Genomic DNA, 13093 nt, shown 5'->3' on the forward strand with positions numbered 1-13093 from the left:
TTAGCTTCTTATGAACTTCCTGGCGCACTTCCATTTGGCGGATGTTTCCGCGACATCATTCACCGGTAATTTACTTGGCGATTTCGTAAAGGGCGCGGAGCTGCATTATTTGCCGGCGTCGGTAGCCACAGGAATACGTCTGCACCGGGCTATCGACCTGTATACGGATAATCATGCTTTGGTCAAAGAGGCCATGGCGTTGATTTCTCCCGCCCGCCGCCGTTTCGCTGGAATTATTGTGGATGTGGCGTTTGATCATTACCTGGCTCGGAGCTGGCGAGACTGGCATGCCGATTCACTGGAAGCGTTCGCTGGCGGCGTCTATGCGTCACTTCTGGAAGAATATGAGCTGATGCCGCCAAGGGCGCAACGCACTGTGAGCCATATGAGCGAACATGACTGGCTGAACGGCTATGCGCGCCTGCCGAATATCTACCGATCGCTGGACAACATCGCCGCCAGACTGAGCCGGCGCACCACGATGTATGGCGCAGGCGAGGAAGTGGAACTGCACTATCAGGCGCTGGAAGTCTGCTTTATGGGCTTTTACCCTCAGTTACTGACCTACGTCGAAAGCATCGACACCCATTCTCTGTAGCTTCCCAAACGCTTATTTCCCTCAGCTGGAGGCGATTCCGCACCAGCTGTTTTTCATTGTCTATACTTAAACGGTACGGCCCGCAATGGAGAATGCCTATGACAATGAATATTGTTATTGCAGACGACTCGTCACTGTCACGGAGAATGGTGATGAACGCTCTGCCTCCGCAGCTTAGCGATGTGGAAATCACGTTCGCCCGTAATGGTAAAGAAGCGATGGACGCCTATTACGCCGGTAAGGCTGATGTTATGTTTCTGGATTTAACCATGCCGGAAATGGACGGCTACACCGTGCTAAAAAAGCTGAAGGAAGCGGAAGCGAACACAATTGTCTGCGTCATCAGCGCCGATATTCAGCCCGAGGCGCAGCAGAGAGTGCTGGCGTTGGGGGCGGCCTGCTTTATCGGTAAACCCGTCACCACGGAATTGTTGAGAAAGCGTATTCACGATATCGGTTTACTTTAAAGATGTTTACTCGAGACCAGTTAGACGCGCTGCAGGAAATATTCAATATCGCCATGGGGCAGGGCGCTAACAGGCTTGCTCGCCTGATTGAAACCTTTGTTGTCCTGTCCGCGCCGAAGCTCTACTCCCTCAAGTCTCAGGCCGATCCGGAACTGATCAAGCGACTCGGCGATACGCCCATCATCGCCACCCGGCAGTCGTTTGTGGGGCCTTTGCGAGGCGAAGTAGTGATATTTTTCGGCATGAACGGCGCCAATGAGCTGGCCGAGTTGATGGGATACTCACAGGGAAGCGACCCTCAACGGATCAAGGAAGAGCTGATTCTCGACGTTACCAATATTCTGGTGGGCGCCTGTATTACCGGCTTGAGCCAGCAGCTGAATTTCACTAAATCGTCATTCTCCACCCCTGGGCTGTTGGTGGAGGGAAAAACCGTGGCGGAAGCTCTCGAAAACCAGCGCCTGCCTCAGGATTCAGAAGCGCTGCTGGTGGAAATTCAGTTCAAAATCGAAGCGCACGCCTTTTTCTGTGAATTGCTGATCTGTATTGCGAATGAATCCATCGCCACTGTCGTCACCGCAGTGGATAAGTTGCTCAAAGGCGTTTGACCCATGGCGCGCGTTTGGCGAAAGGCGCGCGTAAGTAAAGGACTTGCGGGAAGGAGTGGGGATGTCGTTCGAACAAAAGCTGTTGGAGAATGTGCTGCAGCAAATCAGCATGGGGATCGTCATTCTGGATCAGGATTGCCGGATCTGCTTTTGGAACGAGTTCATGCAGATCAACAGCGGCGAAGCGAGCGCGATCGACAAAAGCATCTTTGACGTATTTCCCGACCTGCCGCATAGCTGGTTCAAGAAAAAAATCGACACGGTGTACACCATTCAGAACATGGCGTTCACCGACTGGAAAAAACGCCCCTACGTCTTTCGTTTCCCCACCAGCCGTCCGATGACCGGAGGGCTTGATGTAATGTATCAGAACGCCACTTTCTCTCCGCTGACAGATGAAAAAGGCGAGGTTACCGGCGTTTTGATCATGATCACAGATGTCACTGAGGTGGCGGAGCAAACCCTGCAACTGGAGCAACTGACCGCCCGTCTGGAGCACGAAAAGCAAGAACAGAAGAAACTCATCGTCAAGCTGGAAGAGGCGCAGAATCAACTGCTGCAGTCAGAGAAGATGGCGGCCATCGGCCAGTTGGCGGCGGGCGTGGCCCATGAGATCAACAATCCTACCGGTTACGTGTACTCCAACATGGGGTCTCTGGGACATATGGTGAATGACCTGCTGGCGGTCATTGAGGTTTATGAACAACAGTTTGAGAAGGTTGGCGACGCAGCGGTTCGGGACGCCGTCAACAAGGCGAAAGAAGAGTATGACTTTGATTATCTGAAAGAGGATCTGGTGACGCTGGTCAATGAATCCAAGGATGGCATCGAGCGAGTCAAACGCATCGTGCAGGATCTGAAGGGCTTTTCGCACGTCGGCGAATCCGACTGGCAGTTGGCGGATCTGCACAATGGTATGGACAGCACGCTCAATGTGGTTTGGAACGAGGTGAAATACAAAGCCGAAGTTCAAAAAGACTATGGCGATATTCCCCGGGTGCAATGCATCGCATCGCAGATCAATCAGGTATTCATGAACCTGATCGTCAATGCGGCGCATGCGATTGAAAAACAGGGCGTCATCAAAATCTCCACCGGTCAGCAGGGCGACATGGTGTTCATCCGAGTCTCTGACTCCGGCTCCGGCATCTCGACAGAGAATCTAAACCGCATCTTCGAACCGTTCTTCACGACCAAACCCGTGGGTAAGGGAACCGGATTAGGACTGTCCGTGTCCTACAGTATTGTGCAGAAACATCACGGGCGTATGGAGGTGACCAGCAAGCCGGGAGAAGGGACGACATTCACGATCTGGCTTCCCGTCACCCAGCCTGAAGAAGAGGTGGGAGAAGAATGAAGAAACATTCATTGAGGCCTCTGGCGGCAAGATGACGCTATGGGTAAATAAGAGGGGATTAGCCCATAATTCTCATCAAGTAGTCTTTTTTGCCTAAGCTGAATATTGACGCTACACTCTATCCCTGTCTAAGGAATAAAAAAGTGGGTTGAAATAACTTTCTTTTGCGACGGCGCAGCGCGCCTACGCTGAACTCCTTACTAAGAAGGCGGCAGGAAGCCGGCTTGGCGAAGACAGCCCGAAACTCGTCTGGCTCGGAGGGCTCCCAGGCGAAGCAGAAACTGCTGCACGAAATGCATCGGATAACCGGTGCGGATGTAGTGAATGTAGGCTTGGTTTTTGTGAGAGCGTAATAGTATGCACCTGATAATAATAATCGCATCTGTATTAGTCGTCGTCATTGCTGGTCCGCACCTGTGGGTCCGCCATGTAAAGAAAAAGTATTCTGCTGACATCGCCGATATGCCAGGCACCGGCGGCGAGTTGGCTTCCCATCTGGTTCAACGCTTCGGACTGGATGGTGTCAGAGTGGTTATGGCGCAATCCGGCGGCGACCACTATTCGACGGAAGAAAAAACCATTCGTTTGAGCCCTGAGACATTCCGCGGCAAATCCCTGACCGCCGTCGCTGTCGCCGCCCATGAAGTCGGGCATGCAATCCAATACGCTCGCGGCGAGAACATCACCAAACTGCGCGCGAAATACTCCCCGGCGGCTCAGTCCGCGGAAAAACTGGCTCTCACTATCTTCATGTTTTCCCCTGTCATTCTTGCGGTGCTGCACGTGCCGCAACTGGTGTTGCTGACCATCGCCACTGGCCTGATCGCCTTGCTGGCTTCCGTGGCGGCGCAGATGGTCGTATTGCCGCTGGAATGGGACGCCAGCTTTAACAAAGCGCTTCCGATCCTGGTGGACGGAGAATACATCACTCCCCGACAGGAACACGCCGTGCGTCGCATACTTAGAGCGGAATCTTTCACCTACGTCGCCAACACCCTGGCGGACATGTTCCGCCTATGGCGCTGGATCTCCATATTGCGTGGGGCGACGCGTTAGGCGCCTTGGAGCTGGCTTCTTCAAAGGCAAAGGCAAAGGCAAAGGCAAAGGCAAAGGCAAAGGGATCGGGCGAATAGTCTGAATGGATTATTTATCTCACTGCCCGATTCTTTAAACTTTTCTCCCGAATTTTCCTGCCCGCTTGAAGCGGACTGCATCCCATCCTCTGGATGACAAAGCGAAGTTAAGGGAGTACATGTCCACATCACCTGCACCGCAGTCACCTCAAAACGCCATTGTCAGACGCGATCTCGCGGAAACCTCTCGGCTTCTGCTTAACTTGTCCGGCATCTATCTGAGCGCTCCTACGAACTATAGCAAAAACTGCAATGTTGTAGATTTATGCAGCACCCATGATCTATATCAGCCCCAGGCTTATTCGGAATGGGGTGAGTTGAGGTGTATTGGATTGGGTGGAAGCGTTTGGCCCTATAACTGGAAAGATTCCACGGATAATGAGACTTGTCTGGGAAAACTAGACGTAAGACTTGGCGTCTACCGTAGTGTTTGCAGGGGGGAAGGCGCTGATTTGAGAGATATCGAATTGCTGTCGGAGTGGGTGCTGGACAATATCTGTGCAAGGTATGAGACATCCAACCAGAGCGTTTTGTTGGAATACCAAGCGCCGTCTTCACATGAAGAAGTCGTTTATTATGACGAAGTTGTTGATGATTGGCTTCTTTATGAGGTCCATCCACCTGGACCCCGTAAGGGAGATCCACTAAAAGACCCAAGACTGTGGCGCTTTCCTTCTACCAAATCTGACTTTACCGCCTGCCTTATCAACGATGTTCCATGGTTGGTATTTGAGTGTTTTCAAGTTGATGGAGACGTTGAAGTAACTGCGTGTGCGGCGATTACTCCAGAGCACATATTAAGCATTGAGTTTAGTGTGAATGAGGCCAAAGAAAGCCTCTTCGATCATTCACTGGGTATGGATGAAATTGTGCAGACCGATATTCGCACTTACATGAGCAATGTGTTTGTGACCTATTCAAGCTACGCCAAGCTGTCTGAGCGCCCGAAAATGGGAGAGACTGATGGGATGGGGTGAAAAGAGGCGCCTTCATCAGGAGCAGATGGCGTTCAAACAAAGAATTGAGCAGGCTGGACGCTCTAACTTGCTGGGGCCAGATATAGCCTCTGAGCTGAGCCACAAACTGATATTAGATAGAAGCAGCCTGACCTTCCCTCTGCCGGAGCCCAGCGCAGTCGTACTCTCTCTTTGGTGCGCCCCTGAAATCCAGTTTGGCATAAAAGGGCGTTTGGATATGCGCGACGCACTTGGGTTTTGTGACCTGCAAGCAGCGCCTGGCGACGCCAGGGATACGAATCTTTTCGCTCAGGAAAAAAGCGACATCAAGATGTTTTACGTCAGTCAGTGGCCAACGGCAATGACTGGCGTAAGAAGCAGGAGAGAATAATGTCTCGTTATTTTTTAACGGATGAGAACGAACATGAAAACCTGGTGCATCCTTACTATATAGAGTCCATCGCCAATCCTCTTGTCCCTCTGATTGCCTTTGTCGTGCTGGGCTTGTGGATAAGCTGGCCGCTATTTCTTCTCAGTGGCATCGCGGCCGGAAGTCCTACTCTGAAACGGGAAGCCTTATTAATTCTCACTGGCTTTCTTGGGGTATACCTGTTTGTTGAGTATAACTTTGTCGCTATTCAGGGCAGCGGCGCGGGGTATGTCGATAATGGATGGTTGCTGGCGCTGTTGGCTTGGAAAACGCTGATAACGGTGGGCGTTTATCATTGGCAAAGCTGTTGGCGACAAGCCTCCTGTGATCGACAGAAGAGGAGACATTTTCCTCTTATCTTCTTTTCAATTGCACTCATCTTTATCAAGCAAATACAGGTAGACGCCTACCTGAATGACTTCTGGCGTTATGCGCTGGCGGGGGTATTGATATGAACAGCAAGGAAAAACTATGGGACGTGCAGTGCTATTACCGCTCTGGCGACATAGCAATTGCGATTGAAGAACTCAAAAAGTATTTGAGTCGTGGGGCGTTTCCAGAAGCGAACGCTTTTTTGGGGCTCATACTGTGGCGGGAAGGAAGAAAGGTCGCTGGTAAAATTGAGGCTCAAAAAGGGATTGCGGGTAATAGAAACAACCCATACTGCCACTACGTAATGGCGGAGATCGCCGCGGAAGAGGGTCGATTTGAGACTGCGAAAAAGCATTTGCAGACGGCGCTGAAGTTGGCGCCGAATAACGCGGAATATCATGTCGCCATGATGCGTTTGACGACGCAGGGTGAGGAGGAGTGCTTGACGCAACTGTCTCAGTTGGCAAGGACTGTGACAGACCCTTTTCCCATTTTTATGGAAATGGGACGTTTATACGAGCAAAGGGAAGATTGGGGGCTGGCCAATCAATACCTGTCCATGGCCATGAGATTGGAGCCCGTCAACGTCAATGCGCTGCTAGCTATGGCGAGAATTTGCATCCAACGAGAAGAGTATGCGGAAGCGGAAACGCATTTACTCTGGGCGTTAAGCTCGAACCAAAAAAATCGTGAAGCAATAGCCCTTTTAGCAGCGCTGGCATCTAGGAACTCGTTGAAATCGAAGCTGAAATGGCGCATCTACGAAAAGGTGAAGGGGTTAGGTCTGGATGCCGTGTATATGACCGCGGCGCTTTTGGTTCCTTTCAGCTTCTGGGTGGTTATGTTAGTCAATCAAGGATGGCCGGAGATCTTTGAAGAAGATCCTCAGAATTCGGTATTCCCCGTGTTCATTGGAGTATTTTCAATATTTGCTGCAGCCTACGGGGTGCTCAGAGGCGCACAAATCAGCGATAAAGCAACCTTACTTAAACATTTAAAACTAAGACAATGAGTATCACTGAGGCAGGTTTTTACACAGCGAATTGGAAGGATGGGAAGTGGGTCGCTACGGGTCCTAAACCATTCGTGATCAAGAAGAATGTTGCTGTTATTGGGTTCCAGGTAAGCAGGGAGATGGAGGCGGAGTCCATTTTGCCGGAATTGGTGCGGAAGACGTTGCAGTGTGATCCAGAAGACGCGGATTTAGCCGTCGTCGGCTTTGATTTTTTTTACTTTCCCGCTGAGGCGTGGACACAGGCAAGGAAGGGACGCAACAGCGTCGTAGCGGCTCTGTCGGCAGATCCGGCCCCTAAGATGCTGGCGGCGGCGTTGGAGGAGGCCCAGGGTAGAGATGTTGAGGTGGAGTGGACCGTTCATGGCGAGGGCTCCAGGTTGATATACGAGGCGCTGAGTAAAATCGAAGATAAGCGTTTGGATAAACACTACATGACATTCATCGGGCCAACTTATGATTTGACAAAGCTGTTGCCGAAAATGCGCAAGCACGACATAAACTTATTTGGCGATGTGTTTTGGTATAACCCTTTGGATTATCAGAGCCTGACCAATCGCGTCTTTAAGCACGGGCGGATTGTTAAGAAAGTAAGAGATTATGGTCCCGAGTATGAAGGCGCTGCATATAACCTGAAGGAACGAATGAGAAAAGAGCGCAAATGGCGCTTGGATACAGTGATTATGCTGGTCTGTCTGGGACTTTTGCTCTATGCGACAAGATTCGGCGACGAGACAATAAACTGGGGGATGATGGCTGTTTTTGGCATCGTGATTTTTTTCATGGGGGTGTTAAGCCTTGCCAATATGAATAACGTCCTTAAGGCGTTCTACGCAAGAAAGCTTCCCCAATACGAGATGAATCCCCATTTTTGTTGGAAGGATGATTTTCGTTTTCCCTACACGGATGACTTCAGAGGCTTTTTTGGCAATTGGCGCGGCATTCGTCGCGAATACGCCAAACTGAGAACACGGCGTCATTAAGGTATTTCATGTCCACATTACAGCCAGCTCAGAACGCCGTTGTCCGCTACGACTTCGCCGCGATGCCTCGCTATCTGGTCAATCTTTCCGGCATCGTTCTTAGCGTTCCTTATCCGGCCAGCAAAGCTCGTGACGGTTCTTTGGATCTATGTGGCGTCTATGACATTTATCAGGAGTGGAGTTACGAGATGTGGGGCAGGCTCCCGTATATCGATCTCCTGAAGTTCGACCTTGCCTATCATTTATCCGGGGCATTAAAGAAAGCGAATGCTGTGGCGGAATTGCGTGTGCTCGCCAAGCTGGTGTGGGCGCAAGACAGTGATGGTTTGGATTTACGCGACATCGAGCAGTTGGCGGAGTGGGTGTTAACCTCTGTACAGAAGTCGTTTAGAGAGAAAGATAAACAGATCGTTGCCGAACGCCTCGAAGAATTAGGGCTGGGCGCGCGGGATAGCCATAAAGATTCAGCAAAAGCCTTTGGTAAATTGATCAAGGCTGTTTACGGGAAGGAGTTGGAAGGAAAAAATATTGTCGAAGACTTGCGACTTTGGCGACGTCCTCGGCAACCGGAGGAACTGTTTACTTGTTTGATCAATGGCGTTCCCTGGCTGATATATGAAGCCTTTAGACCTCATGATCATGGTCATGTGGTCGCCCACGCCGCGGTGACTCCCAGCCATGTTGTCACCCTTACTTTTGATCTCGACGACAAAACACCTGACTATTTCAGTCCCAACCTGAACGTTGACGATGTCATTCCTCTCGATATTCGAAATCTGATGCGCGAAATTCGGGTCATTTACTCTCCTTACGCCAGAACGGACGCCCATATTGCGGACAGGAGGGCGGATGAAGTGGTTTAACCGCGCACGGCGAAAAGGCCCACCCCAGCAAGGCGAATCAGTTCTGCGTTTAGGGTCCAGATCCAGTCTCTCGGGGCCGGATTTCAAGTCTGCGCCAGTGCATGAAATCCTGCTGTCTCGGAGCACACTGAGCTTTTCGCTGCCAGTAAGCTCGGCCTCTCGGACGACTCCGTGGGGCGAGCAGCGAAAATCATACTTTATCTCCAAGCAAGCGGATCTTTATAAAGATACTTTACTGACGAGGCTGGACGACGTTCCGGTCAGAAGGCTGTCCATTGTTTATGCCGGGTGGGGCTATTGCGATCATGAGGGCGTGCTGGGAGAGGCTCTGCTGGAGATGAAACTATGTCGGTTGCCATACCGGAATAGCGATACTGACTTTCGTCGCGCTGAGTCGCTGAAGCGGTGGCTATTAAAAGCGTGTGAGGACGACTGGTGGGAGCTGTATGCGACTGTCTATTTACCGAAAAAATCTATGCATAAGGTAATACGCTTTGAAGCGGGCAAGGTGTATTCAGGACAGCAGCTCCAGTACCCCATAACCATGGACGATCTGATGGAGAAAGAGGCTAACGGGCTGACGTGGTTTCACTATGAGGTGCGTATTCCAGGCGCCTATCGGCGACTTTTCTACCTGCTTCCGCTGACAAGCGAGCATCTGCTTCAGGTTTCCGTGGAGCTTTCCTCGCAAAAAGGTCCCAGCGACACCAAAGACACCAACTTTATGGAACGGGTCAAACAAAATATGGCGGAGTTTCTCGACAGCGTTTGTTACAAACCCAGTGAAACAGAGTCGGGAAGATTTCCGCTTCTGCGAAAGACTGATTGGCCGGCGACAATGACCGGAACAAAGGCAGGGGGCGGCAATGAGCGACTATAAACTTGCGGATGAAGATCGCTGGTCCCACAGGTACTACTTTGCGTCTTTTCTCTCTAATCCGCTGATACCCTTGATTGCATTTTTAATGCAGGGTGTCTGGCTCAGCTGGCCCTTGTTTATTCTGGGAGGGTGGATTGTAGGAAACCCAAACTACGCCAGAGAATTTGTCGTTATGGTTGTGGGGCTTATTGGCGCCTATTTGCTAGCTGGGTTTCTGCTGCCTTGGTTTACAGTCGACGGCCCAGGGTATGAGGGTTGTTTGCTGGTGTTGTTCGCATGGAAATTGAGCGCCACTGTTTATGTTTTTATATCGCAAAATCAAGGACGTGATAGAACGAAATACAGGGATAAGAGCGAAGAATATGAGCCGGCGTTAATCTTTGGTTTCACTATGTTGGCGGTGAATTTGGACGTGTCTGATCACTTCACAGAGATAGGTCGTCTTGTGCTCGTGGGGATAATATGAAGCTCGATAAAAGCCTAAGTGAAGCATGGCGCAGCTATAACCATCTAGATTATGAAAAAGCTACGTGGCAGCTGAAAGATATACTGGATTCGACTCCATCGGCTGAAGGGCATGCACTTTTGGCGTTATGTCTTATTCCGCAAAACCGTATGTTGGCTGCGCGAGTGGAAGCCCAGTATGGCGTGGCGGAAGATCGTCGTAGCGCATTCTGCCAATACGCCGCGGCGGTCGTTTCTGAAGCGAACAAACGCTATGACGCGGCTCGCAGGCATATTGAGTTGGCTCTGGAATTAGAGCCTCAAACTACCGCCTATCAAATCGCTTCACTTCGGTTGGATCGACTGCAGCAGGGATTAGATATCTTAGCGCCGTTGAAGTTGCTTTTATCTGAGCACCCAAATGATTTTGCTGTTATTTACGCCCTGGCGGAGTGTTATTGCGACAGCTCAGAATGGGAGCAAGCGTATCTCTATGCCGAGCGCGCTTTACGTCTGGAGGCGACTAATCAGCGGGCGTTGATGTTGATGGCGCGAGTTTGCATTCAGTTGAATAAGTATGACGAAGCGCGAGGCCATATATTCTGGATTCTTGGAGCGAATAAAGGTAATGCCGAGGCTATAGAACTGCTAAGCCGGATTGAGACCAGAGATAAGCCGGTCTGGCGAGGTTTCAGGATGTTTTACAAGAAACTGCAATACCATGGTTTCGACGCGCTGGTGCTGGCGTATAGCGTTCTGATTTTTTTCGGGGTCGCCTTTGGGCTAACTTTCCCTGAGTTCTCTGGCGTAAGTGAGAGTCAATCTACTGATAAACTTCCTTTTGTCATTGCGGTTGGAGGTTTGGTGGCGCCGCTCGTATTTTACGGCGCTATGGGTCATTTCTGTAAGTGGAAAGAAAGATGTTGGATAGAGAAGCTGACTCCTTTGATTTAATAAACGCTACACCGGGCTTTTATCTCATCCATCAGACGAAAGAGGCCCGTACTGCAGGTGAGCCGGCGGAGCGAGTGCGCTGCTCTTCTGTTGTAATCAATGGCATGAACCTGGGTATGGACATGGTTATCAGCCAACAGCTGCCATGGATCGGCGCCCCTTTTAATTGGAGAGCCAAAGGCGAGGACGTCATAGGCCCTGACTATGAGTTGTATTACCTGCCGCCTTTTTTGTATGCGAAGTCGGAAGGAAAGCTTAAAACATCTCGGGAAGCCTTTATTGAAAAGGCGTCAGCACTGCTTGCCGATGCAATTATTGCAGCGCAAGAAAAAGGTCAGGAGATTGAATGGACCCTGCATGGCGATGGCTCCCGGCTGTTTTTTGAAGCGCTACAACGGATTGACGGAATTGTGTTGGATAAACAGTATGTGCGGTTTGTCGCGCCGACCCAGGATCTGAGGACACTGCTTCCACTGATGCGCGGTCTGGGATTGAAGCTGTTTGGAGAAGTGCTCAGTTATCACAAATATGACTTTTTCTCTGTTGGCAATCGCCTGTTCCATCGGAGAAGGATTTTAAGGGAGATCGCGGCTTTTGGTGCGGAATACGAAGGGGCGGCTTTTTGTTTGGGACTTAAAGCCGTGCATGAGCGGAAGATGGTCGTGAACCTGTTGACTTTCCTTGTAGTCGCCTTGCTTTTTTTCGTTGGGTATACACGGTATTCCGGAGACCTCAGCAGTTGGATAATCGTGGGTATCGGTATGTTTATGGCCTTTCATTGTTTATTGATCTTGTCCGAAATTAATACTCTGGTGAAAGCCATTCTCGCAAGACCTATCCCGAACCCGAGCCTTAACCCTCACTTTTCCCTGAGTGAGTACTTTAGCATTCGTTGCTCTGACGATATCAGCGGCCCTTTTAAAGAGTGGCGTACTATCTTTCGCGCTCGCGCCGCGCTGAAAAAGCAAATACGCGCGGCGGCTTGAGGCGATTTCCACCCGTCATCCGCGGCCGTTCACCTCTCCACTAGCCAGATACTCCCGCGCTATTTCCGCTATTTCATGGGCGCGGTCGCGTCCGTTGATGCAGCGGCGGGCGTTGAGGAAGTCTTTCTTGTTCTCGTTGATGTAGTCCGAGATTTTGTGACCGGTGAAGGCGCCGGTCATGAAGCCGTGAGTTAGCACAAACAGGGCGATTTCCGGCTGCATGGCGAGGTCGGGTTCCTGCACCAGTGGCGCGCCCAGGAGCTGCTGATATTTGCGGTAATTATTCTCCCAGGTGAGTTGCACATAGCCGCGGCCGTAATAGGGGTAATAGCGCAGGTTGTGTTTGCGCCATTCCTCGCTTAACCAGAAAGCTTCCTTGACCGGTTCGAAGGTTTGAGCCGTTTCCCATTGCACGGTCGCCAGCACGTAGGCGATTTGTTGCGGCAGTCCTATGCCTTGCTTTTGACATTCGTCGCAGATGGCCTGCTTGACCTGAGCCATGCTGGAGAGGTCATAGTGCGCGGACTCGTAACACTGCGTGGCGCGTCGGATCAATTCCGCCAGAGATTGGGGGCCCACCAGCGTTGGATTGCCTGGAAATACGTCAATTTTGAATTCGGCCCAGGCGCTGCGGGTTTTCGGTCCGTACAGGCCGTCAATGTCGCCCACCGGATAACCCAGGCGATGCAGCGCGATCTGCAATTCGCGCAGTTGCTCCGCACTAAGGGTTTCCAATGGCCTTGCAAAGGCGATTTCTGTCAGTTCCTGGAATCTGGAAGATCGTTCGGCGGCGGGCGCCTCGCGAACGACGGAAGGAATGTTGCGTGTGTCCTGTAAGGTGTCGACCATAATCCCACCCCCGATATAGATGCGTTTTAAGAGCAACCGGAAGTTTCCACCGCGCCTCCCTGGACTGGTCCGGAAAAGACTCGGGATAGATTTAAGCTTGGTCCAAGTTTGACGCAGAGGCAATTCTCTTTCGCTGTAATAGAACGTTACACGCTACCGGTTTTGCAAAATATGCAATTTTGCGCAAAAGCGTTGCAAAAA

General features: G+C 51.0%; 16 protein-coding genes. 15 read left to right on the forward strand and 1 reads right to left on the reverse strand.

Annotated elements, in window-relative coordinates:
* Nucleotides 1-10: 10 nt before the first annotated feature.
* The 15 genes from ONV78_RS13890 (at nucleotide 11) to ONV78_RS13960 (ending at nucleotide 12043) form a co-directional block, all read left to right on the forward strand.
* Nucleotides 11-598 (forward strand): ACP phosphodiesterase, encoded by a 588-nt coding sequence (locus tag ONV78_RS13890; protein ID WP_279503881.1) that lies wholly within the window; start codon nucleotides 11-13, stop codon nucleotides 596-598.
* A 98-nt stretch (nucleotides 599-696) separates the two neighbouring features.
* A complete protein-coding gene (locus ONV78_RS13895; protein WP_127968254.1) occupies nucleotides 697-1065 on the forward strand; it encodes a response regulator in 369 nt (122 codons plus the stop codon).
* Between the two features lie 2 nt (nucleotides 1066-1067).
* Nucleotides 1068-1673, forward strand: a complete 606-nt coding sequence (locus ONV78_RS13900; protein WP_127968255.1) for a chemotaxis protein CheC — start codon at nucleotides 1068-1070, stop codon at nucleotides 1671-1673.
* 61 nt (nucleotides 1674-1734) lie between these two features.
* On the forward strand, nucleotides 1735-3030 hold the full coding sequence (locus tag ONV78_RS13905; RefSeq protein WP_279503885.1) for an ATP-binding protein: 1296 nt from the start codon (nucleotides 1735-1737) through the stop codon (nucleotides 3028-3030).
* Nucleotides 3031-3387: 357 nt separating this feature from the next.
* The gene (locus ONV78_RS13910; protein ID WP_279503887.1) at nucleotides 3388-4086 is read left to right on the forward strand and encodes a zinc metallopeptidase; all 699 of its coding nucleotides are present in this window, start codon (nucleotides 3388-3390) and stop codon (nucleotides 4084-4086) included.
* A gap of 529 nt (nucleotides 4087-4615) precedes the next feature.
* Nucleotides 4616-5140: a hypothetical protein gene (locus tag ONV78_RS13915; RefSeq protein ID WP_279503888.1), complete on the forward strand. Its 525-nt coding sequence runs from the start codon at nucleotides 4616-4618 to the stop codon at nucleotides 5138-5140.
* Between the two features lie 25 nt (nucleotides 5141-5165).
* The gene (locus ONV78_RS13920; protein ID WP_279503890.1) at nucleotides 5166-5510 is read left to right on the forward strand and encodes a hypothetical protein; all 345 of its coding nucleotides are present in this window, start codon (nucleotides 5166-5168) and stop codon (nucleotides 5508-5510) included.
* Complete coding sequence (locus tag ONV78_RS13925; protein ID WP_279503891.1) at nucleotides 5510-6004, forward strand: hypothetical protein; 495 nt, start codon at nucleotides 5510-5512, stop codon at nucleotides 6002-6004. Before ONV78_RS13920 ends, ONV78_RS13925 begins: the two co-directional genes overlap by 1 nt.
* Nucleotides 6001-6933: a tetratricopeptide repeat protein gene (locus ONV78_RS13930; protein ID WP_279503893.1), complete on the forward strand. Its 933-nt coding sequence runs from the start codon at nucleotides 6001-6003 to the stop codon at nucleotides 6931-6933. Before ONV78_RS13925 ends, ONV78_RS13930 begins: the two co-directional genes overlap by 4 nt.
* Nucleotides 6934-7007: 74 nt before the next feature.
* On the forward strand, nucleotides 7008-7916 hold the full coding sequence (locus tag ONV78_RS13935) for a hypothetical protein (RefSeq protein WP_279503895.1): 909 nt from the start codon (nucleotides 7008-7010) through the stop codon (nucleotides 7914-7916).
* Between the two features lie 8 nt (nucleotides 7917-7924).
* Nucleotides 7925-8779, forward strand: a complete 855-nt coding sequence (locus ONV78_RS13940; RefSeq protein ID WP_279503896.1) for a hypothetical protein — start codon at nucleotides 7925-7927, stop codon at nucleotides 8777-8779.
* Nucleotides 8766-9659: a hypothetical protein gene (locus ONV78_RS13945; RefSeq protein ID WP_279503898.1), complete on the forward strand. Its 894-nt coding sequence runs from the start codon at nucleotides 8766-8768 to the stop codon at nucleotides 9657-9659. Before ONV78_RS13940 ends, ONV78_RS13945 begins: the two co-directional genes overlap by 14 nt.
* Nucleotides 9646-10125 carry a hypothetical protein gene (locus tag ONV78_RS13950; protein WP_279503900.1) on the forward strand — a complete coding sequence of 160 codons (480 nt, stop codon included), beginning with the start codon at nucleotides 9646-9648 and terminating at the stop codon, nucleotides 10123-10125. Before ONV78_RS13945 ends, ONV78_RS13950 begins: the two co-directional genes overlap by 14 nt.
* Complete coding sequence (locus tag ONV78_RS13955; RefSeq protein ID WP_279503902.1) at nucleotides 10122-11057, forward strand: CDC27 family protein; 936 nt, start codon at nucleotides 10122-10124, stop codon at nucleotides 11055-11057. Before ONV78_RS13950 ends, ONV78_RS13955 begins: the two co-directional genes overlap by 4 nt.
* Nucleotides 11024-12043: a hypothetical protein gene (locus tag ONV78_RS13960; RefSeq protein ID WP_279503903.1), complete on the forward strand. Its 1020-nt coding sequence runs from the start codon at nucleotides 11024-11026 to the stop codon at nucleotides 12041-12043. The genes ONV78_RS13955 and ONV78_RS13960 overlap by 34 nt, the downstream gene beginning before the upstream one ends.
* 15 nt (nucleotides 12044-12058) lie before the next feature.
* Here ONV78_RS13960 and ONV78_RS13965 read toward each other — a convergent pair whose 3' ends face one another.
* Nucleotides 12059-12892, reverse strand: a complete 834-nt coding sequence (locus ONV78_RS13965; RefSeq protein ID WP_279503905.1) for a peptidoglycan-binding protein — start codon at nucleotides 12890-12892, stop codon at nucleotides 12059-12061.
* Nucleotides 12893-13093: the final 201 nt, after the last annotated feature.

Origin of the sequence: Hahella sp. CR1 (assembly GCF_029813005.1) — a bacterium.
In the GTDB taxonomy this organism is placed as follows: domain Bacteria; phylum Pseudomonadota; class Gammaproteobacteria; order Pseudomonadales; family Oleiphilaceae; genus Hahella.